The organism is Pantoea alhagi (assembly GCF_002101395.1).
Taxonomy (GTDB): domain Bacteria; phylum Pseudomonadota; class Gammaproteobacteria; order Enterobacterales; family Enterobacteriaceae; genus Mixta; species Mixta alhagi.
On the sequence record NZ_CP019706.1, the window covers coordinates 3642568 to 3665397 of the forward strand.

The following is a 22830-nucleotide window of genomic DNA, read 5'->3' on the forward strand; positions in this document are numbered from 1 at the left end:
CGCGCGCCCGCACTCAGGGCGCGCTTTGGTTAGTGGGTTGACAGAGCCACGCCACCAGCGTTGTAAGATGCGGTGGCGTTTCTTTTCCCTCGCGGCTGATTAAGCTGTAGGTCGCCCCGGTTCTGACCGCCGAGGTAAAAGGGGCAATCAGTCTCTGAGCCGCCAGATCGCTTTTCACCAGCGTAATATCCGCAACGGTAACGCCAAATCCCTGAATTGCCGCGCCAATCGCCAAATCCATGGTGGCGAAATGCTGATTACGCCGCATCGGCAGTTTCACTTCCTGCGCCTGCAGCCACAGCTGCCAGTCCCGTTCGTCATTGTTGGGATGTAAAAAAGTAAAGCCAGCGAGATCGGCGACGGTCAGTGGACGGTTGTCCAGCAGCGCTGCGGCCATGACTGGCGTCAGTCGCTCCTCAAACAGCAGATGGCTGCCCGTCGGCGTGGTGCCGTAGACAATCGCCGCATCAAAATTTTCCAGTTGATCTTTATGCGCCAGGGTGGTGGTCAGCTTTACATGCAGATCGGGATGCTGCTGCTCCAGCTGTACCAGTCTTGGCAGCAGCCAGCGCATCACGCAGCTGGGCGCACGCAGGCGCAGGGCATTATCGGGCTGCTGCCGGGCCTGTTCAGTCGCGCTCCGCATCAGCTCATAACCCTGCTGAAGCTGCGGCAACAGCGCCGCGCCGCGCGTTGTCAAACGCAGACCCCGTGCGTGACGATCGAACAGGGCAAAGCCCAGCCACTTCTCCAGCGCCGCGATTTTACGGCTTACGGCCCCTTGTGTCAGACAGAGCTCATCGGCGGCACGGGTCAAATTAAGGTGGCGCGCGGTGATCAGAAAAGCATGAACGGCATTCAGCGGCAGCGGTTGATGAACCATAGGGCGATCCTGAGCTATGAATTTTGTGCATAGCTATTATGACAACAATTCGCTTGCTGTCACAACCAGGCTCGGTTTGAATGCTTATATAATTATTATGTATATTTATTCACCCACTGGGGAGCAGGATGGCTTTATCTTCAACCGTAACGCATCGCTCAAAACTGCCGGATGTCGGCACCACTATTTTCAGCGTCATCGGACAGCTTTCCTCGCAGTACGGCGCCATCAACCTGGCGCAGGGCGCACCTAATTTTCCCTGTGATAAAGCGCTGATCGCCAGCGTCGAGCGGGCGATGCGCGCCGGACATAATCAATATGCGCCAATGACCGGCTATCCCCCATTAAAAGAGGCGCTGGCGGAAAAGGTCAGCACGCTGTACGGCCAGCACTATGATGTTGCCAGCGAGGTGCTGATCACCGCCAGCGCCAGCGAAGGGCTCTATGCGGCGATTTCCGGGCTGGTTCATGCCGGCGATGAGGTGATCTTTTTTGAACCCGCCTTTGACAGCTATGCGCCGGTGGTCCGTTTACAGGGGGCCACGCCGATTGCGATAAAACTGAAGGTGCCACAGTTTGCCATCGACTGGGATGAAGTGCGCGCGACCATTACGCCGCGTACCCGCATGATCATTATCAATACGCCGCATAATCCCTCAGGGCAGGTGCTGAGCGCTGAAGATCTGGCACAGCTCGCTACGCTGACGCGCAACAGTGACATCATTGTGCTTTCTGATGAGGTGTATGAGCATATTCTGTTCGACGGACGCCGCCATCATGGTATGGCGACCCATCCTGAGCTGGCGCAGCGCAGCGTTATTGTTTCCTCCCTTGGCAAAACCTTTCACGTAACCGGCTGGCGCGTCGGCTACTGCCTGGCGCCCGCTGAGTTGATGAATGAAGTGGTGAAGGTGCATCAGTTCCTGATGTATGCCGCGGATACGCCCATGCAGGTTGCTTTCGCCGACTGGCTGCGAGAGCCAGCTCACTATCAATCGCTGGCAGGATTCTGGCAGCAGAAACGCGATCTGCTGGCGTTAATGTTGCAGGAGTCACCGTTTGAGCTGCTGCCCACCGCCGGTTCGTTTTTTATGCTGGCAAGCTATCGGCACTTTAGCGACGAAAGCGACAGCGAGATGGTGAAACGGCTGATTATCGGGCACGGCGTGGCTACCATTCCGCTCTCTGCGTTTTATACCGACGGAACGGATAACCGGTTAATTCGGCTCTCGTTTGCCAAAGACGAGGCAACATTGCAGGCGGGCGCGCAGGCGCTCTGTTTGTTAAAGGCGCGCTAATCACTGCGAGGAAAAATCATGAAAAAACGCTCTCTTCTCTGGCTGGCGCTCGGCCTGTTTGCAGCGACGCAGGCCACGGCACAGCAAACGCTGCGCTACGGGGTAGAATCACAGTATCCGCCGTTCGAGAGCCGCAACGCGCAAGGCGAGCTGGAAGGGTTTGATATTGAACTGGGCAATGCGATTTGCCAGGCGGGAAATTTCGCCTGCAGCTGGGTAGAGAGCAGTTTCGATGCGCTGATTCCCGGGCTGACGGCAAAAAAGTTCGACGCAATTAATTCAGCGATGAATATCACCGAGGCACGGATGAAAAGCATCGCCTTTACCCAGCCAATTTACCGCATTCCCAGCATGCTGGTCGGCAAGGCGGATGCCGGGCTACAGCCCAACGCCGCCGGGCTGAAAGGCAAAAATATCGGTGTGCTACAGGGATCGATTCAGGAAACCTACGCTAAGCAGCACTGGGAGCCGCACGGTGTCACTGTAACCTCTTATCAGGATCAAAATCAGGTGTACAACGATATGCTGGCCGGACGGCTGGACGGTACGCTGGTGATGTCGGCGGCCGGCCAGTCTGGCTTTCTGAATAAGCTGCAGGGCAAGGGATACGCCTTTATCGGCAAGGCGGTGGAGGATGACAAAATCCTTGGCTCCGGCATCGGTTTTGGTCTGCGTAAGGATGACAGTCAACTGAAAAGCGAGCTGGACGCGGCGATCGTTAAAGTGCAGCAGGACGGCACCTTGCAAAAGCTGGCGGCGAAGTATTTTCCCGGCATCGACGTCAGCGTCAGCAAACTCTAGCGAACTGATGAAAAACGCCGCTTTGGCTAACTCAGAAACGGTCACCCGGGGGTGACCGTTTGTTTATCGCGCCGCCAGATAGCAGAGCTTTTCTGCTACCAGATAGGATTTTACAAACGAGGGAACCGGCAGGAACTCAAACCGCGAGTGGAAGTTATGCGCGCCGGTAAAAAAGTTAGGCGTTAGCAAACCTTTTGCCGACAGGGCTGCGCCGTCGGTACCGCCGCGCATCGGCACCACTTTCGGCTCAATCTCCAGCTCCGCCAGTGCGGTAAAAATCAGATCGATAGCACGACGATCGTCGCCAATGGCATTGCTGATATTGCTGTAAATGTCGTTGATCGTCACCGCAACCTTGCCGGTGGGATAACGTGCGGCAATCTGCTGCGCCACGTCGTGGATCTGTTGCTTGCGCTGATTAAAGCTGGCTAAATCGAAATCACGAATTGAGGCTCTTAGCCGTGCCTCGCTGGCGTTGGCGTTGATTTCGTTAAACCAGATATAGCCTTCGCGACCGGCGGTATGCTCCGGCGTCTGTTGGCGATCGAAACGGGCGATAAAGTCGTGCGCCATCAGCAATGGATTCACCAGTACCCCTTTTGCCGACATCGGATGCGCCGGAACGCCGGTAAACACAATCTCCGCCGCCGCACCGTTAAAATTCTCATAAACCACTTCACCCAGCTCACAGCAGTCGATAGTCCAGGCGAAATCAACGTTAAAGCGCGTTTCCAGATCCAGCGCTTTTGCGCCGCGCAGGCCTATCTCTTCATCCGGCACAAAGGCCACCACGATGTCGCCATGATCGCCGTTAAGGTTTTCCATCAGCGTCATCACCACACTCACCGCTGCTTTATTGTCTGCGCCCAGTACGCTGGTGCCGTCGCTGAAAATAATCTCCTGGTCGCGGTAGGGCAGGATTTCCGGATGTTCGCTGACGCGCAGCCAGATATCCTGCTGCGCATTCAGACAGAGATCCTCACCGGTAAAGCGCAGCGTCTGCGGATGAATATGCGGCGACAGGCCGACATCAACGGTATCAATATGGGTAATAAAGCCGATGCGTGGCGCACCGGTCCGGTTACCGGGCTTTACGGCGGTTACCGTTGCATGCTCATCAATGATGACCTGCTGCAGACCAAGCGACTCCAGCTCTGCCGCCAGCAGACACGCCATCTGATGCTGCTCCGGCGTGCTGGGCAACGTTTGTGCGGCGCTATTGCTCTGGCTGCTGACAGCAAGATAGCGGTAAAAGCGATCGGTTAACTGACGAGCCAGCCTGTGATTCATAGCGCTTCCTTATCCATGGTTATTAAGTGTTCTGCGAAAGGGGGAAACATGTTATTTATTAACCAGATGTTAAATTGTTTTACACATTGCCAGCGGATTAAGTCAACTAAAAGCGAGGACCGAGATGAAAAAAACGGTAACGGGCGTAGCGCTCATGATGCTGTTCAGCACGGCGGCAGCGGCGAAAACGCTGGTTTATTGTGCAGAAGGATCGCCAGAAAACTTTAACCCCCAGCTTTACACCTCCGGCACCAGCGTTGACGCCAGCGCGGTTCCCCTCTTTAACCGACTGGTAGAGTTTAAAACCGGCACCACTGAACTGGAGCCGAGCCTGGCGCAACGCTGGGATATCAGCCCTGACGGCACGGTTTATACCTTTCATCTGCGGCAGGACGTTCACTTTCACAGCAATAAATATTTTAAGCCGACGCGCACATTCAATGCTGATGACGTAATTTTTTCCTTTATGCGCCAGATGGATAGTAAAAATCCTTACCACAACGTCTCTGGCGGCACCTATGCCAACTTCGAAAGCCTGGAATTTGGCACCCTGATCAAGAAGATTGAAAAAGTAGACGATCATACGGTGCGCTTTACCCTGGCACATGCTGAAGCGCCGTTTCTGGCCGATCTGGCATGGTATTTCGCCTCAATCCATTCCGCCGAATACGCAGATAAAATGTTGAAGGCGGGCACGCCAGAGCGCGTCGACAGAGATCCTGTTGGCACCGGCCCCTTCCAGTTACTGCAGTATCAAAAGGATTCGCGCATTCTCTATAAGGCTTTCCCGGAATACTGGCAGGGCAAAGCGAAACTGGATCGGCTGGTGTTTACCATTACGCCGGATGCTTCGGTGCGCTATGCCAAGCTGGAAAAGAACGAATGTCAGGTGATGCCGTTTCCTAACCCAGCCGATCTGCCGCGCATGCAGGAAAACCCGGATCTGGTGCTGATGAAAAAGTCAGGGCTGAATACCGGTTTCCTCGCGTTTAACACGCAAAAACCGCCGCTGGATAATGTCAAAGTGCGTCAGGCATTAACCATGGCGATCAATAAACCGGCGATTATCGAGGCGATTTTTCATGGTACCGGCAGCGTTGCCAAAAATCTGCTGCCGCCTGATGTCTGGAGTGCCGACAGTGCGCTGAAGGATTATGCCTGGGATCCTCAGCAGGCGCAGCAGCTGCTGGCCCAGGCGGGCATTAAGCCGGGCACCGTTATCGATCTCTGGGCGATGCCGGTGCAGCGTCCTTACAATCCCAACGCACGGCGCATGGCGGAGATGATCCAGTCCGACTGGGCCAAAGTGGGCATCAAGGCGCGCATTGTCAGCTATGAGTGGGGCGAATATCTCAAGCGGGTAAAAAACGGCGAACATCAGGCGGCGCTGATGGGGTGGACTACCGCTACCGGCGATCCGGATAATTTCTTCAGTCCGCTGTTTAGTTGCACCGCCGCCAATGGCGGCTCCAACTCGGCAAAATGGTGCTATCAACCGTTTGAAAAACTGATTAACCAGGCGCGCACCGAGCAGGATCACAACAAGCGTATTCAGCTTTATCAGCAGGCGCAGCAGGTGATGCATGATCAGGCGCCAGCGGTGATGATCGCTCATTCCACCCTGTTTGAACCGGTACGTAAGGAAGTCATCGGCTATCAAATCGATCCTTTTGGCAAACATATCTTTTATCAGGTCGATCTTAAAAACTAAACGCTGGCCGTTGCAAACTGACTCAGGTAAAGCGCCGGGGCTGACCCGCGCTTTGCTGTATCGCTTCTGAAACAGATTTATTACGCAGGAAACGGCCATTGTTACATTAATAATCGTGAACAAACTCACAGCCTGTTCTTTTTTCCAGACCTAATTCATGAACTCTCTCGCAAAATAATACGCCCGCTATGGAAACCGGTTTCCACTTTGTTTCCTATAGCCAGGTCGAAACCGTGAGAAGGCCAGGATCATGTATAAAATTATGCTTTGCTGTTCCGCCGGAATGTCTACCAGCATGCTGGTAAAGAAAATGCAGGATGAAGTCGCAAATCGTGGGCTGGAAGCGGAAATCGCCGCCTTCAGCGCCACCGAGTTTGATGAACGTTTTGCCTGTTATGACGTGGTGCTGCTGGGACCGCAGGTAAAATATATGCAGGAAAGCCTGGCGGCGAAAACCGTCAGCGAAGGCATCCCGGTTGCCACCATCAACATGATGGATTACGGCACGATGCGCGGTGATAAAGTACTGGATTATGCGCTACAGCTGATTGAGCAGAAAGGGGTGGCATAATGACATCACTTTATCAGGGCTTAATTAATATCATCGAGCGCAAGATTACGCCGCTGGCCGGTGCTGTCGGTCAGCAGCGTCATGTTGTGGCTATCCGTGACGGCTTTGTCTCTGCGCTGCCGTTTATGATAATCGGCTCCTTTATGCTGGTATTTATTTTTCCGCCCTTTGCCGCTGACAGTCAGTGGGGCTTTGCGCGCGGCTGGCTCGATTTCTCGCTGCGCTATCGCGACCAGTTGATGCTGCCGTACTATCTCAGCATGGGCGTGATGACCTTTTTTATCTCGGTTGGCATTGGCGCCAGCCTGGGACGACACTACAAGCTCGATCCGGTAATGACCGGTCTACTGGCCTTTATGGGGTTTTTGCTGGTGGCCGCGCCTTATCAGGATGGTAAAATCGCCACCGACTATTTCTCCGGCCAGGGGATCTTTACCGCCATCCTTACCGCTATCTATACCAGCGAAATTTATGCGCTGCTGAAGCGGAAAAATATCACTATTCGCCTGCCGAAAGAGGTGTCGACCGGGGTTGCGCGCTCGTTTGAAATTTTGATTCCGGTGATCGTGATTGTCGCCACGCTGCATCCGCTTAATTTGCTGGTGGCCTCCTGGAGCGGCATGATCATTCCACAGGCGATTATGCATCTGTTGCAGCCGCTGGTTTCTGCCTCCGATTCCCTGCCGGCGGTGCTGCTTTCGGTGCTGATTTGCCAGATCCTCTGGTTTGCCGGTATCCACGGCGCGCTGATTGTCACCGGCATTATGAATCCCTTCTGGCTTACCAACCTGGCCGCCAACCAGGCGGCGCTGGAAGCGGGGCAGGCTCTGCCGCACACCTACCTGATGGGCTTCTGGGATTTCTATCTGTTGATTGGCGGCGTCGGCTCCACGCTGCCGCTGGCGTTTCTGCTGCTACGAAGCCGGGCAGCGCACCTGCGTACCATTGGCAAAATGGGCATCGTGCCAAGCTTCTTTAATATCAATGAACCGATTCTGTTCGGCATGCCGATTATCATGAACCCGCTCTTTTTTCTGCCATTTATTCTGGTGCCGATGATCAATGCCGTATTTGCCTGGACCGCCACCAAACTGGGCTGGGTGGCGCAGGTGGTTTCAATGGCGCCCTGGACGACGCCTGCGCCGATTGGCGCTTCCTGGGCGGCAAACTGGGCGTTTAGTCCGGTAATAATGTGTCTGTTCTGTATGGCACTTTCCGCTCTGATCTATCTGCCGTTTGTTAAGGCGTGGGAGCGTAGTCTGTTACAGCAGGAAGCAGAGGCCAGTCAAAGCGCAGCGGCGTCCGGCGCCGGATTGCAAACCCCATAAGGATCACCATTATGCACTATCAGTTTCCCGCAGACTTTTGGTGGGGCAGCGCCAGCAGCGCGCCACAATCTGAAGGCGAAAGCCTGAACTTTGGCAAAAGTGAAACCATCTGGGATCGCTGGTTTGATGAAGCGCCGACCCGTTTTCATCGACAGGTGGGGCCAGCACAGACTTCAACTTTTTATCAGCACTGGCGTGAAGATATTGCCTTGTTGAAACAGTTGCGGCACAACACTTTTCGTACTTCGATTGCCTGGTCACGCCTGATCCCGGACGGGCGCGGCGCGGTTAACCCCGAGGCGGTGCGCTTTTATAATCAAATCATTGACGAGATGTTAAGCCAGGGCATCACGCCCTTTATCAATCTGTTCCATTTTGATATGCCGATGGTGATGCAGCAGGCAGGCGGCTGGGAAAATCGCGAAGTGGTTGAGGCTTATGCGCAATACGCACAAACCTGCTTCCATCTGTTTGGCGATCGGGTGAAACACTGGTTCACCTTTAATGAGCCGATTGTGCCGGTGGAAGGCGGCTATCTGTATGATTTCCATTACCCTGGCGTAGTGGATTTTCGGCGGGCGGCGACGGTGGCCTATCATACTATGCTGGCGCACGCGCGCGCGGTGCAGTTGTTCCGCGAAGGGCAATATCCGGGCGAGATTGGCATAATCCTTAACCTGACGCCCTCTTATCCACGCTCATCGCATCCGGCTGACCAACAGGCGGCGCATATCGCCGATCTCTTTTTTAACCGCAGTTTTCTCGATCCGGCGCTGCTGGGCCGCTATCCGGCAGAGCTGGTTGCGCTGCTGGAAGAGCATCAGCAATTACCTGCCAGCCAGCCCGGCGATCGGGCGCTGCTGGCGGAAGGGCGGGTTGATTTACTGGGTATCAACTACTATCAGCCGCGTCGGGTGAAATGCCGCGATTCGCTGGTTAACCCACAGAGTCCGTTTATGCCGGAGTGGTTTTTCGATCATTATGCGATGCCGGGGCGCAAGATGAATCCCTATCGCGGTTGGGAAATCTACGAAAAGGGTATTTATGACATTCTCAGCAATCTGCGTGAGCATTACGGTAACCCGCGCTGTTTTATTTCTGAAAACGGCATGGGCGTTGAGGATGAGCAGCGCTTTGAGCAGCAGGGACAGATTCAGGATGACTATCGCATCGACTTTGTGCGCGAACATTTAATCTGGCTGCATCGGGCATTGCAGGAGGGATCGCACTGTCTGGGTTATCATATGTGGACCTTTATCGATAACTGGTCATGGAGCAACGCCTATAAAAACCGGTATGGTTTTGTGCAGCTCGATCTTGACAGTCAGCAGCGCCGCGTGAAAAAAAGCGGTGAGTGGTTTGCGCGCGTAGCCAGCGAGCATGGGTTTACGCAACACAGTGATTGAGCGGAGAGATAAGCACCCTTATGGCGAGTATTAACGATGTTTCACGCCTGGCAAAAGTATCAAAAGCCACCGTTTCCCGGGTGCTCAGCGGCAGTCGCGGCGTTAAGGAGGAGAGCCGCGACGCCGTGCTGCGCGCCGTTGAGAAGCTGAATTATAAACCGAACGTCATTGCGCAATCCTTAAGCTATCAGAAAACCCACTGCATCGGCGTGATCTGCGCAACTGAACATGTGCAGCAGGCTACCGGCTATCTGCAGGCGCTGGAAAAGGCGCTGAGCCAGGAGAGTAAACATCTGCTGCTGCGCTTTGCCAACAGCGCGCCAGCGGTTGCGGTTGCGATGGAAGAGCTGGGATCCGGGCGCTGCGATGCGGTGATGGTGGTGGGGGCGCGCTTTGCGCTGCCGGATGAAGCGAAGCAGGCGGTGCTGATTGATTGTCTCGATGGCGGGGAAGGGCCACAGCTGGCCATTGACTACCAGTTCGCCAGCCTGACCGCCTGTCACTACCTTTTCAGCCAGCAGCGGCGCAAAATCGTGCTGTTTAACTTTAGCCACGGTGAGGCGGCAGGACAGGTACTGGCAGGCTATTGCGATGCGCTGGAGAGCGTCGCGCTGCCTTATAACCGTCAGCTTATCTGCGGCCAGGAAGAATCGGTCAGCGTTGCGCTGCAAACCCTTATCAATCGTCATACTGCATTTGATGCCTTACTGGTGACCGACTATATCAAAAGCCGTGAGGCGATTGCGCTGCTGCGTCGCTATCAGCGTCAGGTGCCGCAGGATGTGATGGTATTCAGCCTCGACGGCGCGGTGCCGGTGGTCGGCGCGCCAGAAATGCCACAAATGGCGTGGCCGCTGGATATGCTGGCGCAGCGGGCGTTACAGTTGATCAGCGGGGAGCAGGCCTGTTTTCCTCCGTTGCGTGGCAGCCTGATTGCACCCTGAGAGATGAGTTTCGTGCTGTGACGTTGTCACTTCCTCCGTGTGACAACGTCACTCACTGGCAGCCCGGCCTGACAGAGCGCGCGACCCCGGCAGAATAAGGCGAGTAGCGTGAATAGCGCCACGCCGCTCGCTTATCCGCTTATTTAAACTGCAAATAGGCTACGTGGGTTTGCAGATATTCTTCCAGTCCATGACGGCCATCGGCACCGCCGATCCCTGACTTACGCCAGCCCGCATGAAAACCCTGCATCGCCTCAAAATTTTCCCGGTTAATATAGGTTTCGCCAAATTTCAACCGGCGCAGGGCGATCATCGCGGTATTAAGGTTTTGCGTATAGAGCGAGGAGGTCAGGCCATATTCGCTGTCGTTAGCCAGCGCAATCGCCTCGTCCAGCGTGCGGAAAGTGGTAACCGGCAGGACCGGGCCGAAGATCTCCTCCTGCATAATCGCCATATCCTGTTTAACACCGCTCAGGATCGTGGGCTGGAAGAAATAGCCGGTCTCGCCAGCGCGCTTCCCGCCGGTAATGAGCTGAGCGCCCTGTTTCAGCGCATACGCCACTTTTTCTTCTACGCGCTGCAGGGCAGCGGCACTGATCAGCGGCCCCATATCCACATCTTGCTGTTCTGCCGGATTACCCCAGGTTATCTTGCTGAAGGCCGTGGTCAGACGCGCCATAAAGGCATCATAGATGCCTTCCTGTACGTAAACGCGCTCGGCGCAGTTACAGACCTGGCCGGAGTTGATGATGCGTGAACTGACAATCGCTTTTACCGCCAGATCGAGATCGGCATCGTCCATCACAATCGCTGGCGCTTTACCGCCCAGCTCCAGCGACACCTTAGTCACATTTCGCGCCGCCGCCGTCATGGTCTGAATTCCGGCATTGACGCTGCCGGTAAGGCTGACCATGCCTACCTTTGGACTGGCGGCCAGCTCCTGGCCCACTACCGGACCGTAGCCAAAAACAATATTAAGCACCCCTTTAGGCAACCCCACCTGCTGCACGATCTCAGCGAATATCACCGCGTTGAGCGGGGTAACCTCGCTGGGCTTGAGCACAATGGTATTGCCGGTGATCAGCGCTGGCGCTGCTTTACGCGCAATCAGAAAGAAAGGAAAGTTCCACGGCAAAATGCCGGTCGTCACGCCAATCGCCTTTTTAAAGACGAAAATATTTTCATCAGGGCGATCGCTTTGCACAATTTCGCCCTCATAACGGCGTGCCCACTCCGCCATATAGTCAAGATAGTCAGCGGTAAACAGCACTTCGGTTTGCGCCAGGCCCTGGGTTTTTCCCCCTTCGGCAACAATCGTTGCGGTCAGCTCCGGTTCACGCTGACGGATGGCGGCGGCGATTTTATGCAGCCAGACGCCACGCTCCACCGCCGGCAACGCTTCCCACTGCGGCTGTGCCGCTTCAGCCGCATCGATAGCGCGCTGCGCATCTTCGCGGCTACCTTCCGGCACCTGAGCAATCACCGCTTCCGTTGCCGGATTGATCACCTCAATCCAGGCACCCTGATGAGACTGAAATTCACCGTCGATATACATTTGTTTTTGAATAGTTGCCATGCATCCGCTCTCCGTTATCAATTCTGCTTTTTATGGTTAATAAAAAGATATGGAATTGTTTAATTTTGCCACCTTGACCTGGACGCAGAGATTTGACCTTCCGCTGAATGCCATTGCGCTTAAGGAACTGGCAAAAATACAGGGATTAACCTGATGAGGCTGGCATAACCTGAAATTAATCTTTTGAAGCAAGAAGTTAGCGCTGCAGTGGCTGTAATGGACACAACAGCGCGATTGTAATGGATTTGTGATCGTCATCGCGGCCACCTGCTGATTTTTGCCACAAGGGGACACAGGCGGGCAGTCAGCGAAAGGCTGGTGAGGAAATGAACTCTTTAGACTCGCGGTAACCGGGAGAGTCTTCTCCTGCTGGCCTCAACCTTACTAAGGAATAACGATGAACAACGCAATCCTTGCCGGCATTCTCTGGCATCTGGTCGGTGCCGCCAGCGCCGCCTGTTTCTATGCCCCTTTTAAGCGTGTCCGACACTGGTCATGGGAAACCATGTGGTCAGTGGGCGGCCTGATGTCCTGGTTAGTTCTGCCCTGGGCGGTCAGCGCGGTGCTGTTGCCTGATTTCTGGGGCTATTTTCAACAGTTCAGCGCCGCGCAGCTGCTGCCGGTATTTTTGTTTGGCGCCATGTGGGGAATAGGCAACGTTAACTACGGGCTAACCATGCGCTATCTCGGTATGTCGATGGGAATTGGTATCGCCATCGGCATTACGCTGGTGGTCGGGACGTTGATGACGCCGCTTTTGCAGGGGCGTTTTATGGTGCTGTTCAGCTCCGCCGGTGGACGGATGACGCTGCTGGGCGTCCTGATTGCGCTGATTGGCGTGATTATTGTTTCCCGTGCCGGTTTCCTGAAAGAGCGCGCGCTGGGTATCAACGCGGAAGAGTTCAACCTGAAAAAGGGGCTGGTGCTGGCGGTGCTGTGCGGGATTTTTTCCGCCGGTATGTCATTCGCGATGGATGCGGCGAAACCGATGCATGAGGCCGCCGCCGCTGCCGGCATCAATCCCCTCTACGTCGCTTTGCCTAGCTACGTGGTGATCATGGGGGGCGGAGCGCTGGTAAACCTGGCCTGGTGCTTTGTACGTCTGGCGGTAAAGCCGTCGCTGTCGCTAAAAGCCGATTTCTCGCTGGCGAAGCCGCTGCTGGGGGCGAATATTGCCTTTGCCATGCTGGGCGGCCTGATGTGGTATTTGCAGTTCTTTTTTTATGCCTGGGGTCACGCCAACATTCCGGCGCAGTATGACTTTGTCAGCTGGATGCTGCATATGAGCCTGTATGTGCTGTGCGGCGGCATTGTCGGGCTGCTGATGAAAGAGTGGCATGCGGTAGGGCGTCGTCCGGTTCGCGTACTCTCTGTAGGTTGCCTGGTCATTATTCTGGCGGCAAACGTCGTCGGGATGGGAATGGCGGGCTAACAGGCAAGAGAGCCTGGCAGCACGGCAGGCTCTCCTGAGCGCTTGCAGGATTTGGGGTGTTATCAGGGAGAGCGGCGAAAGCATTTGCACAGCGGCGTTAAAAGCAAAGCCGGACTATTTTTGCTGTTCCGGCAGCGGCTGTGGTTTGCTGGTGCGCTCAAAACGCTGACGCCAGGCGCTGGGAGTAAACCCGGTTTCGCGGGTAAAAACGGCGGAAAAGTAGTTGCTGTCATCAAAGCCGCAGCGGAACGCCACTTCACCAATCAGCAGATCGGTATTACGCAGCAGATATTTAGCCTGGCAGAGCTGCAGCTGACGCAGATAATGACCAATGGTCATGCCCGTTTGCTGGCGAAACAGCTGCTTCAGGGCGCGTTCGCTGAGCCGGTTATGCTGACAAAAAGCGGCAAGATCGAAGGGGCGGGCAGTGCTGGCCTGAATGGCAGACATCAGCAGATCGAGCTGCTCGCCTTCCGGCAGTTCGCCAGCGCGTTCGGCCACGTAGCGATGTCGCCGCAAAATAAGCGCCAGCTGCAGGAACAGCGCCTCCGCCAGCTGCATCGAGAGCAGATCGGTTTTACGGCTCTCCTGCTCCAGCTGTACAATCACGCCGCGCGCCAGCGCCATGCCGCGCGTGGTTAAGCGCCAGTGGGCGCGATAGTCCGCGTCATCCAGCGGCAGCAGCTGGCTCCAGTCCAGCCCGAGCCGAAAGCGTTCCGGGCAATAGAGGATATTATCCAGCACCAGATCGTTTACCGACTCATAGCTGTGGCAATCGCTGTGCTGGATATAGAACAGATCGCCGCAGGTCACCAGCCAGGGACGATCGTTAAGCACATGCAGACCGTTACCGCGCCAGACGATGACAATTTCGCTGAATTCATGACGATGGGGCGGAAAAGAGGGCTGCGGCGCCCGGTCGGCTACCGACACCGGCATCGCTTCAGAGGGAAAATAGTCCGCCTTCGCCAGAATTAACCCCATGCTGTTCTCCTGTTACCACATCTGTTGTCGCTCGGCGCGTGGGGCGCAGCCAAATTCACGGCGAAACAGGGTCGAAAAGTGATTGCTGTCGCCAAAGCCGCACTGAAATGCAATATCGGTAATCCGCATTTCGCTGTGGCGCAGCAGATGACGCGCCTGTAAAAGGCGCAGCCGGTTAAGGTAACGCTGCGGCGTGCTGCCGGTTTGCTGTTTAAGCTGGCGATGCAGTGTGCGCAGCGAAAGTGAAAAGCGATCGGCCAGCGCATCCCAGTCAATATCTTCACTGTAGTGTTCGTTTAGCCAGTCAAGCAGGCGTAACAGACGAGCCTCCTGCGCATCGCTCTCCTGTTCCCGGCAACCCTGACGCAGCAAAACCAGCAGCTGCATAAAGGTGAGTTCCTGTTGCACACGCTGCTCTATGGCATCGCTGCCGTCAGGCTCCTGCAGCTGCGCTACCAGCGTTTTTGCCTGTGCCATCACCCGGTTACTGATGCGCCAGTGGGAAGGGTAACGGCCATCGCACTCCTGCGGCAGTAAATCCTCCAGCCCGGTCAGAAAGCGAAATGCCTGCGGACCGCGCCACAGTACATTGGTCAGAAACAAATTTTCCGTTTGCTCATAAAGATGACGATCGTGATCGCGAACAAAACAGACGCAGCCACCGCACAGCGACTGGGGCTGGCCGTTAAAGATATGAATGCCGGCACCCTGTTCCACCAGCACGATTTCATGAAAATCATGATGATGTTCAGGAAACACGCTCTGCGGGGCCCGGGGTTCAATCGCGACCGGCAGATCGCCATCTGGAAAAAAATCGGCGCTATGTAATACGGTCATGGTGCGTCCTCGTTGACCTCTGTGTGACCGATACTAGCCAGCGCGCGCTTAACTTACCTTGAATTTTGCACCGCAAAACAGGGTTAACCGGTTAATTTTTCAAGAAACAGCTGGAAATCTTCAGAATTGCGGCAAGGGTCACATCATGTTGCGGCAACAGGGAAAAACAGATCTGTGAGCTGCTTCACGTCCTTCTTTACGCCCCTGCCAGGCGGATTAAAACATTGGCACTGGCAGCAAGGTGCGAAATTCACCGCTTTTTACACTGGTGAGCATGTTTCATCAGGAAGCGAATCTTATGACGCACCGCAATTTTGTTGCCATCGATCTCGGCGCCTCCAGCGGCCGTATTATGCTGGCGCGCTACCAGCCGGAAACGCAGGCGCTTACGCTGGAGCAGGTTAGCCGCTTCGCGAATCAACGTTGTCAGATTGACGGGTATGACTGTTGGGATATCGACGCGCTGGAGCAGTCGATCCGCGCAGGACTGGAGCAGCTGCTGGCGAGCGGCGTGGTGCCGGACAGTATCGGCATCGATACCTGGGGCGTGGATATGATCATGCTCGACCAGGCAGGCGAACGCGTCGGCCTGCCGGTTTCCTATCGCGATAAACGGACTCACGGCCTAATGGCACAGGCACAGCGCGAACTCGGCCGGGATGTTATCTGGCAGCATACCGGCATCCAGTTCCTGCCTTTTAATACGCTTTATCAGCTGCGCGCCTTCAACCAGGCGCATCCTGAACTGCGGGATCGCGTCGCGCACGCCCTGATGATCCCCGATTATCTGCAGTACCGTTTGACCGGTCAGCTGAACTGGGAATATACCAATGCCAGCACCACGCAATTGCTGAATCTGGCTACCGGCGAGTGGGACAGCACGCTGCTGAACTGGGCTGGCGCGCGCGCCGGGTGGTTTGGCAAGCCGCAGCAGCCCGGTATGCCGGTAGGGGAATGGCAGAGCCGCAGCGGTGCACGTATCCCGGTGATCGCCGTCGCCACACACGATACCGCCAGCGCCGTGCTGGCGACGCCGCTCACCCGCAGCGATGAAGCCTATCTTTGTTCAGGCACCTGGTCGCTGCTGGGTTTTGAAAGCCGCACGCCGTTCAATGACCACGCCGCGCTGGAGGCCAATATCACCAATGAGGGCGGCGCGGAGGGGCGCTATCGCGTTCTGAAAAACATTATGGGGCTCTGGCTGCTGCAGCGCGTCTGCGATGAACTGCAAATCGACAATCTTTGTGCGCTGATTGATGAGGCCGCGCATTATCCCGCCTGTTTGTCGATTATCGACGCTAACGATGCGCGCTTTATCAATCCGGCCAGTATGGTGCGGGAAATTCAGGATGCCTGCGTAGAGCAGGCGATGCCGGTACCGCACAGTCCGGTAGCGCTGGCGCGCTGCATTTTCGATAGTCTGGCGCTGCTCTATCGGCAGGTCAGCGAGGAGCTGGCCGCGCTGCGCGGCACCGCTTTTACCCGTCTGCATATTGTGGGCGGCGGCAGCCAGAATCCGTTGTTAAATCAGCTCTGCGCCAATGCCTGCCAGTTGCCGATAAGCGTTGGCCCTGTTGAGGCCTCAACGCTGGGCAACATCGGCAGCCAGCTGATTGCTCACGGCGAAATGGCGGATGTTAACGCCTTCCGCCGCTGCGTTGCTCAGAATTTTCCTTCTCATCTTATTCAACCTCTCTCAGACAGCGCGCTAACCGACGGCTGGTCGCGTTTTCAGGCGCTGAAACAACCGCGTAAGGAACTATGCTTATGACCAGGCTTACAGAACAGGCTTTTGAACTGGCGAAACAGCGCTATGCTGATAACGGCGTCGATGTCGAAGCCGCAATGGAGCAGCTGGATACCATCCCGGTATCCATGCATTGCTGGCAGGGGGACGACGTACGCGGTTTTGAAAATCCGCAGGGCGCGCTGACCGGCGGTATTCAGGCCACCGGTAACTATCCGGGCCGTGCGCGTAACGCCTCTGAGTTGCGGGCGGATGTTGATGTGGCACTGGGGCTGATCCCCGGCCCAAAACGCTTTAACCTGCACGCTATTTATCTGGAAAGCGACGGGCCGGTGGAGCGTAATGAGATCGAACCGCAGCACTTCGCAAACTGGGTGAGCTGGGCGAAAGAGCGTCAGCTGGGACTGGACTTCAACCCAACCTGTTTCTCCCATCCGCTGAGCGCTGACGGCTTTACGCTATCGCATGCGGATGAGCGCATTCGTCAGTTCTGGATCGATCACTGCAAAGCAAGCCGCAACGTTTCCGCCTGGTTCGGCGAACAGCTGGGTACGCCCTCGGTGATGAATATCTGGGTGCCGGACGGCATGAAAGATGTAACCGTGGATCGTCTGGCTCCGCGTCAGCGGCTGATGCAGGCGCTGGATGAGGTGCTGAGCGAAAAGCTGAATCCGGCCCATCATATCGATGCTGTCGAGAGCAAGCTGTTCGGCATCGGGGCAGAGAGCTATACCGTGGGCTCTAATGAGTTTTACCTGGGCTACGCCACCAGTCGCCAGACCGCGCTGACGCTGGACGCTGGCCATTTCCATCCTACCGAAATGATCTCCGACAAAATCTCCACCGTTATGCTCTATGTGCCGCGTCTGTTGCTGCACGTCAGCCGCCCGGTGCGCTGGGACAGCGATCATGTGGTGCTGCTGGATGATGAAACCCAGGCGATAGCGCATGAAATTGTGCGTCAGAAGCTGTTCGATAAGGTGCACATCGGCCTCGATTTTTTTGATGCCTCGATCAACCGCATCGCCGCCTGGGTTATCGGGACGCGTAATGCCAAAAAAGCGCTGCTGCGTGCGCTGCTGGAGCCAACCGGGAAGCTACGCGCCATTGAAGCTGCCGGTGATTACACGGCACGCCTGGCGTTGCTGGAAGAGCAAAAATCACTGCCGTGGCAGGCGGTATGGGAAAGTTACTGTCTGCGCCACGGTGTGCCGGTGGATGCTGGCTGGCTGCGCAACGTGCGCGATTATGAAGAGCAGATCCTCAGTCAACGGTAAGGATGATACTTATGCAATCGATTCTTTCTTCCTGGTTTGTTCAGGGAATGGTAAAAGCCACCAGTGACATGTGGTTAAAAGGCTGGGATGAGCGCAACGGCGGTAATATCACCCTGCGCCTGCTGCCGGAAGAGGTAGCCGCATTCCAGCACGATTTCGTGGCTGAACCACGCTGCATTGAACTGAGCCGGGCGGCACCGGGGCTGGCCAATGACTGGTTTATCGTGACCGGTTCCGGCAAGTTTTTTCGCAACGTGCAGCTCGATCCTGCTGACTCTCTGGCGCTGCTGCAGGTGGATGATAAAGGCCTCTCCTGTAAAATTCACTGGGGGCTGGTGAACGGTGGCGTGCCAACTTCCGAGCTGGCCTCTCATTTCCAGTCGCACAGCGTGCGCAAGCAGCTTACCAACGGTGCCGATCGGGTGATTATGCACTGCCATGCCACCAACTTTATGGCGCTGAGCTATGTTGTGGAGCTGGATCCGGCGCGCTTTACCCGCCTCCTGTGGGAAGGCAGCACTGAATGTCTGGTGGTTTTCCCGGATGGCGTTGGCATTGTGCCCTGGATGGTGCCGGGCACCGATGAAATAGGCGATGCCACCGCTAAACAGATGCAGTCGCACAGCCTGGTGATGTGGCCTTTTCACGGTATTTTCGGCGCAGGGCCGACGCTGGATGAAACCTTCGGCCTGATCGATACTGCTGAGAAATCGTCAGAAGTGCTGGTAAAGGTTATCTCTATGGGGGGCCTGCGCCAGAGCATTACCACTGAACAACTGGTGGCGCTGGGTAAACGCTTTAACGTTAATCCCTGGCAGGCCGCACTGGATACGGGACCGGCCCATGTTGCGTAAAGCCTTTGTGATGCAGGTTTATCCGGACTGCCATGAAACCTATCAGCAGCGCCATTCGCCTGTCTGGCCTGAGCTGGAGCAGACGCTAAAGGCGCATGGGGCGCATCACTACAGCATTTATCTGGATGAGCAGCGCAGCCTTTTGTTTGCCTGTGTAGAAATTGAATCGGAAGAACGCTGGGAAGCGATAGCGCAGACTGAAATCTGCCAGCGCTGGTGGGCATCGATGCGTGAGCTTATGCCCTCAAATGCAGATAATAGTCCGGTAAGCCAGCCGCTGAAGCCCGTATTTTATCTGGAGTAGCGGGCAGGTTAAAACCTCGCACGACGTTAAACGAGCGTAATAATTAAGGGGCCGAATGGCCCCTTAATTTATTTAACCGTTGCTGCGCAGCTGAGGATAGCGCCGGAAAATAAAGATGCACCAGAACAGCGCCAGCAGGCCAAGGATAGCGCCGACATTGCCGACATCTGCCATTTTGAAATGCAGGCTGACCTGATTACCTAACAGCGCACCTGCGCCTATGCCGATGTTATAGATGCCGGAAAAAAGCGACATCGCCACATCGGTAGCGTCAGGAGCCAGCGACAGCACGCGTACCTGCATCGCCAGGCCAATGGTCATCATGCCCATCCCCCAGACCACACAGAGCACGGAAACCGCAACCGGATGAACCGCTGCGAACAGCAACAGCCCCATGCACAATGTAATCAGTCCGATGGCGCTCAGCAGTAGTGCGGAAGGGAATCTGTTGCCCAGCAGGCTAAAGATAATGCTGCCAACAATGCCCGCCGTGCCAAAAATCAACAGCAGGAAAGTGGTAAAGTTTTCCCCCTGTGAGGCAATCACCTGCATAAAGGGTTCGATATAGCTGTAAGCGGTATAATGTGCGGTGACCACCAGCGTAACCAGCAGATACATGCCGACCAGCGCCGGACGTCTGAACAGCATCGGCACGCTACTGAGCGAGCCGGTATGCTCACTTGGCAGCTTCGGCAGCAGCTTGATCAACATCAACATCAGTACCAACGCCGACGCGCCGATCATACCGAAGGTAATACGCCAGCCAAGATACTGGCCGATAATGCGTCCAATCGGCACGCCCAACACCATCGCCAGTGCGGTGCCGGTAGCCAGCATGCTGAGCGCCTGGGTCTTCTTGCCGGCAGGGGCAACGCGGATCGCCAGCGAGGCGGTAATCGACCAGAAGATAGCGTGTGCCAGTGCAATACCAATGCGTGACAGTACCAGTACCGGGAAACTCCAGGCCAGCAGCGACAGGATATGGCTCAGGGTAAACAGCAGGAAAAGTACAGTCAGTAACAGACGGCGCTCTATATTGCGTGTCGCCAGCATAAGCGGGAGCGACATCAATGCCACTACCCAGGCATAGATGGTCAACATAATGCCTACTTCAGGCGTTTCCATGGAAAATGACGCGGCGATATCAGAAAGCAGACCCACCGGCACAAATTCGGTGGTGTTGAATATAAAAGCTGCGACAGCCAGTAGAACAACGCGTAGCCAGGCCGTTTTACGGGAAACAGATGTTTGCATAGGAATAAATGGATGCCAGACGTGTTAACAGAATTGATGATTTCATCACCAAAAGGTGATTTACATCACATTTAATCACTATTGTGGTCGATTTATAGCAAGAGTGAAACAGTGCGATAAAAAAATATCCTTACAAACGTCCGTCTGACCTGAAAGGGCGCGGCGGCAGGACATTCGACTCTGGCAATCTGAAGGGATTCAGTGGCACCAGAGCCTGACGCTATGTGTGTAATCTGCAATGTTAGCAGGAAGAGAGTGAAGTAATAGATGTATGATTTTTATGGGATTGTTTTTTCTTTTTTGGCAGAGGGCAGCAGTTTTTGCATCCTTCAGCGCGGGCGTAATACTTTTTTGCCTGCTTAATCGCATCAAGCGGCGCATAGAAAGTGCCTAAGAAAAAGCGATCGTTTTCAGGCGCGAGCGAAGCACAGTGGGCGGAATGAACCCGATAAATACCTGACGAGCCTGCCTTGATATTAACGTAATAAAACTTCCCCATGATGCGCTCTCTGTTGATGAAATATTTTGCAACATGGTTATTTAATATAGTGCGTTTTTTCAAAAAGCCCAGTAAAAACAAAAACAGCGTTGGCAGGATGCTAAAAAAATAGCGACAGGCGTTTTTGTATTTATAAAAAGTCTTTAATAAACAGGATGTTAATTTTATTGAGCGTAACTGGATGGGTAGTAAAAAGAAAAGTGAGACGGTAATTTTTATGTGAAGAGTATTAACGTCAAATTAATTGAATGACACCTGTTAATATTTTTCAATATTTATGAGTGGTTGCTTTTTGTTAATATTTCATTAGCGATTATCCGATCAATAATAATAAAAGACCGGATAATCCATCCTGGTACTATCTGGTGGTTCTGGCTGTCTGACAGGAAGCGACAAAGGTGCGTTTTGAACCTAAGGTGCGCAGCACCAGAACCAACATCAGCAGCCATTCCGCTGCCAGCGTAGCCAGCACCGCCTGTTGATAATCTCCCTGCTGCAACATTTGCGTAAACAGCGAGCCCAGCGCCATAGGGCCCATACCAAATGCAGCCTGTTGCACCGTTGACAGGGTAGCACTACCGGCTCCGGCATAATCTGTAGGGACGTCAGCCATGCCAATACGGTAAAACGTGCTGACAATAAGCGCCTGACCACCGCCAATAATCGCTGTTGCGGGTATCAGGGTGAAGATATTTACCGTTGCCCAGCCGTAGTAAAAGGTTGCCATTAATAACAATAAGCCGCTCATCTGTATAACGCAGCCCAGCAGCAGGGTATGGCGTTTACCCAGCTTTTCCACAATCCGCGTCGAACTGATGGAAACGATAAAGTAGGTCGCGCCTAAAGCAATAAAAGCGTTGCCGGATGAGAAAGCGCTCATACCAATGCCTGACTGCAGCGTGAGTGCGACCGCAAACATAAAACCGCTCCAGCAGCTAAAAAACAGCACTGCCAGGCTGATGCCGAAACGCATACTGGGCAAGCGCAACAGCACCGGGGGCAGCAACGGCGCGCCGCCACGCTTCTCCAGCGCGATTTCTGTTCGCCACAGCTGTATCAGCAGCAGCGGGAACAGCATCAACAGCAACAGGCACGGCCATGACCAGTGCAGCACCGGCCCGAGCGCCAGCGCCACCATCAAACTGCCGGTTGCGCCCGCCAGCAGCAGCGTTCCGGCTTTATCGATCGGCAACGGCTGAGCATTGCGGGTTTCAGGGATAAAACGCCGTGCGGTCAATAAGATCAGCAGGCAAACCGGCAGGTTGATCAAAAATACGCTGCGCCAGCCGTAACCGGCAATATTTGCGCCGATCAAAAAGCCACCCAGCACCTGACCGATAATAAAGGCCAGCCCGCCAATGCCTCCATACAGACCAATCGCCCGCGCATGCTCGCGTCCCTGCAGTGTAACGTGCAGCGTGGCCAGAATTTGCGGCACCACCAGCGCTGCGCCAATGCCCTGAAGCGCGCGCGCCAGCAGCAGCGTATTAACATTGTTTGCCAGGCCACACAGCAGCGAGGCCAGAGCAAATAGCCAAACGCCGCTGATAAACAGGCGACGGCGGCCAAAGTTATCGCCCAGGCGGCTACCCATCGCCAGACAAACGGCAAAGGCGATGCCATAAATCGCGACAATCAATGCCAGCTCAATGGCGGTTGCGTGCAGGCTGGCGGCCATCGCATCCAGCGCAACGTTAACAATGGAGAAATCAATCATTGGCAGCAGCTGACCGGCGAGCAAAACCATCAGGCCGGCTTTTCTTAACGTTGTCGTGTTCATAACGCTTCTCTTGTTTTTGTTACAGGTGGGGCTTAGCATCAACCATTGATTAAA

At 55.1% G+C, this 22830-nt stretch carries 20 protein-coding genes; 12 read left to right on the top strand and 8 right to left on the bottom strand.

What is annotated here, in order from left to right; all coding sequences use genetic code 11:
• Positions 1 to 13: 13 nt before the first annotated feature.
• A complete protein-coding gene (locus tag B1H58_RS17215; RefSeq protein ID WP_085071679.1) occupies positions 14 to 883 on the bottom strand; it encodes a LysR substrate-binding domain-containing protein in 870 nt (289 codons plus the stop codon).
• 128 nt (positions 884 to 1011) lie between these two features.
• Between B1H58_RS17215 and B1H58_RS17220 the strand changes: the two genes are divergently transcribed.
• Together B1H58_RS17220 and B1H58_RS17225 are read left to right on the top strand one after the other, a co-directional pair.
• On the top strand, positions 1012 to 2181 hold the full coding sequence (locus B1H58_RS17220; RefSeq protein WP_085071680.1) for a methionine aminotransferase: 1170 nt from the start codon (positions 1012 to 1014) through the stop codon (positions 2179 to 2181).
• Between the two features lie 18 nt (positions 2182 to 2199).
• The gene (locus tag B1H58_RS17225) at positions 2200 to 2982 is read left to right on the top strand and encodes a transporter substrate-binding domain-containing protein (RefSeq protein WP_085071681.1); all 783 of its coding nucleotides are present in this window, start codon (positions 2200 to 2202) and stop codon (positions 2980 to 2982) included.
• A 63-nt stretch (positions 2983 to 3045) separates the two neighbouring features.
• Here B1H58_RS17225 and pepT read toward each other — a convergent pair whose 3' ends face one another.
• Entirely contained in the window at positions 3046 to 4272 is a 1227-nt protein-coding gene (gene pepT / locus B1H58_RS17230) for a peptidase T (protein WP_085071682.1), read from the bottom strand.
• A gap of 124 nt (positions 4273 to 4396) precedes the next feature.
• On the opposite strand from pepT, the gene B1H58_RS17235 reads away from it, so the two are divergent.
• The 5 genes from B1H58_RS17235 to B1H58_RS17255 all read left to right on the top strand — a co-directional run bounded on the left by B1H58_RS17235 (position 4397) and on the right by B1H58_RS17255 (position 10232).
• Complete coding sequence (locus B1H58_RS17235) at positions 4397 to 5983, top strand: ABC transporter substrate-binding protein (protein WP_085071683.1); 1587 nt, start codon at positions 4397 to 4399, stop codon at positions 5981 to 5983.
• Positions 5984 to 6233: 250 nt separating this feature from the next.
• Positions 6234 to 6554 (top strand): PTS sugar transporter subunit IIB, encoded by a 321-nt coding sequence (locus B1H58_RS17240; RefSeq protein WP_085071684.1) that lies wholly within the window; start codon positions 6234 to 6236, stop codon positions 6552 to 6554.
• On the top strand, positions 6554 to 7882 hold the full coding sequence (locus B1H58_RS17245) for a PTS sugar transporter subunit IIC (protein WP_085071685.1): 1329 nt from the start codon (positions 6554 to 6556) through the stop codon (positions 7880 to 7882). The genes B1H58_RS17240 and B1H58_RS17245 overlap by 1 nt, the downstream gene beginning before the upstream one ends.
• Positions 7883 to 7893: 11 nt before the next feature.
• On the top strand, positions 7894 to 9288 hold the full coding sequence (locus tag B1H58_RS17250; protein ID WP_085071686.1) for a glycoside hydrolase family 1 protein: 1395 nt from the start codon (positions 7894 to 7896) through the stop codon (positions 9286 to 9288).
• A gap of 20 nt (positions 9289 to 9308) precedes the next feature.
• Positions 9309 to 10232 (top strand): LacI family DNA-binding transcriptional regulator, encoded by a 924-nt coding sequence (locus B1H58_RS17255; protein ID WP_085071687.1) that lies wholly within the window; start codon positions 9309 to 9311, stop codon positions 10230 to 10232.
• Positions 10233 to 10371: 139 nt separating this feature from the next.
• Here B1H58_RS17255 and aldA read toward each other — a convergent pair whose 3' ends face one another.
• Positions 10372 to 11808 carry an aldehyde dehydrogenase gene (aldA, locus tag B1H58_RS17260; protein ID WP_085071688.1) on the bottom strand — a complete coding sequence of 479 codons (1437 nt, stop codon included), beginning with the start codon at positions 11806 to 11808 and terminating at the stop codon, positions 10372 to 10374.
• A 397-nt stretch (positions 11809 to 12205) separates the two neighbouring features.
• Here aldA and rhaT point away from each other — a divergent pair, with 397 nt between their 5' ends.
• Positions 12206 to 13240: an L-rhamnose/proton symporter RhaT gene (gene rhaT / locus B1H58_RS17265; RefSeq protein WP_085071689.1), complete on the top strand. Its 1035-nt coding sequence runs from the start codon at positions 12206 to 12208 to the stop codon at positions 13238 to 13240.
• Positions 13241 to 13354: 114 nt separating this feature from the next.
• Here rhaT and rhaR read toward each other — a convergent pair whose 3' ends face one another.
• The gene (gene rhaR, locus B1H58_RS17270; protein ID WP_085071690.1) at positions 13355 to 14224 is read right to left on the bottom strand and encodes an HTH-type transcriptional activator RhaR; all 870 of its coding nucleotides are present in this window, start codon (positions 14222 to 14224) and stop codon (positions 13355 to 13357) included.
• Between the two features lie 12 nt (positions 14225 to 14236).
• A complete protein-coding gene (gene rhaS, locus B1H58_RS17275) occupies positions 14237 to 15061 on the bottom strand; it encodes an HTH-type transcriptional activator RhaS (RefSeq protein WP_085071691.1) in 825 nt (274 codons plus the stop codon).
• 298 nt (positions 15062 to 15359) lie between these two features.
• Here rhaS and rhaB point away from each other — a divergent pair, with 298 nt between their 5' ends.
• The 4 genes from rhaB to rhaM are packed head-to-tail and all read left to right on the top strand — an operon-like array spanning position 15360 to position 19243.
• Positions 15360 to 16832 (top strand): rhamnulokinase, encoded by a 1473-nt coding sequence (gene rhaB / locus B1H58_RS17280; protein WP_085071692.1) that lies wholly within the window; start codon positions 15360 to 15362, stop codon positions 16830 to 16832.
• The gene (locus B1H58_RS17285; protein WP_085071693.1) at positions 16829 to 18085 is read left to right on the top strand and encodes an L-rhamnose isomerase; all 1257 of its coding nucleotides are present in this window, start codon (positions 16829 to 16831) and stop codon (positions 18083 to 18085) included. The genes rhaB and B1H58_RS17285 overlap by 4 nt, the downstream gene beginning before the upstream one ends.
• An 11-nt stretch (positions 18086 to 18096) precedes the next feature.
• Entirely contained in the window at positions 18097 to 18939 is an 843-nt protein-coding gene (gene rhaD / locus B1H58_RS17290; protein WP_085071694.1) for a rhamnulose-1-phosphate aldolase, read from the top strand.
• Entirely contained in the window at positions 18929 to 19243 is a 315-nt protein-coding gene (gene rhaM / locus B1H58_RS17295; RefSeq protein ID WP_085071695.1) for an L-rhamnose mutarotase, read from the top strand. Before rhaD ends, rhaM begins: the two co-directional genes overlap by 11 nt.
• Before the next feature lie 72 nt (positions 19244 to 19315).
• Here the strand turns inward: rhaM and B1H58_RS17300 are convergent, their stop codons facing one another.
• The 3 genes from B1H58_RS17300 to B1H58_RS17310 all read right to left on the bottom strand — a co-directional run bounded on the left by B1H58_RS17300 (position 19316) and on the right by B1H58_RS17310 (position 22776).
• Positions 19316 to 20497, bottom strand: a complete 1182-nt coding sequence (locus tag B1H58_RS17300) for a sugar transporter (protein ID WP_085071696.1) — start codon at positions 20495 to 20497, stop codon at positions 19316 to 19318.
• A gap of 241 nt (positions 20498 to 20738) precedes the next feature.
• Entirely contained in the window at positions 20739 to 21059 is a 321-nt protein-coding gene (locus B1H58_RS17305) for a hypothetical protein (protein WP_157130204.1), read from the bottom strand.
• 295 nt (positions 21060 to 21354) lie between these two features.
• A complete protein-coding gene (locus B1H58_RS17310; RefSeq protein ID WP_085071698.1) occupies positions 21355 to 22776 on the bottom strand; it encodes an MFS transporter in 1422 nt (473 codons plus the stop codon).
• Between the last annotated feature and the right edge of the window lie 54 nt (positions 22777 to 22830).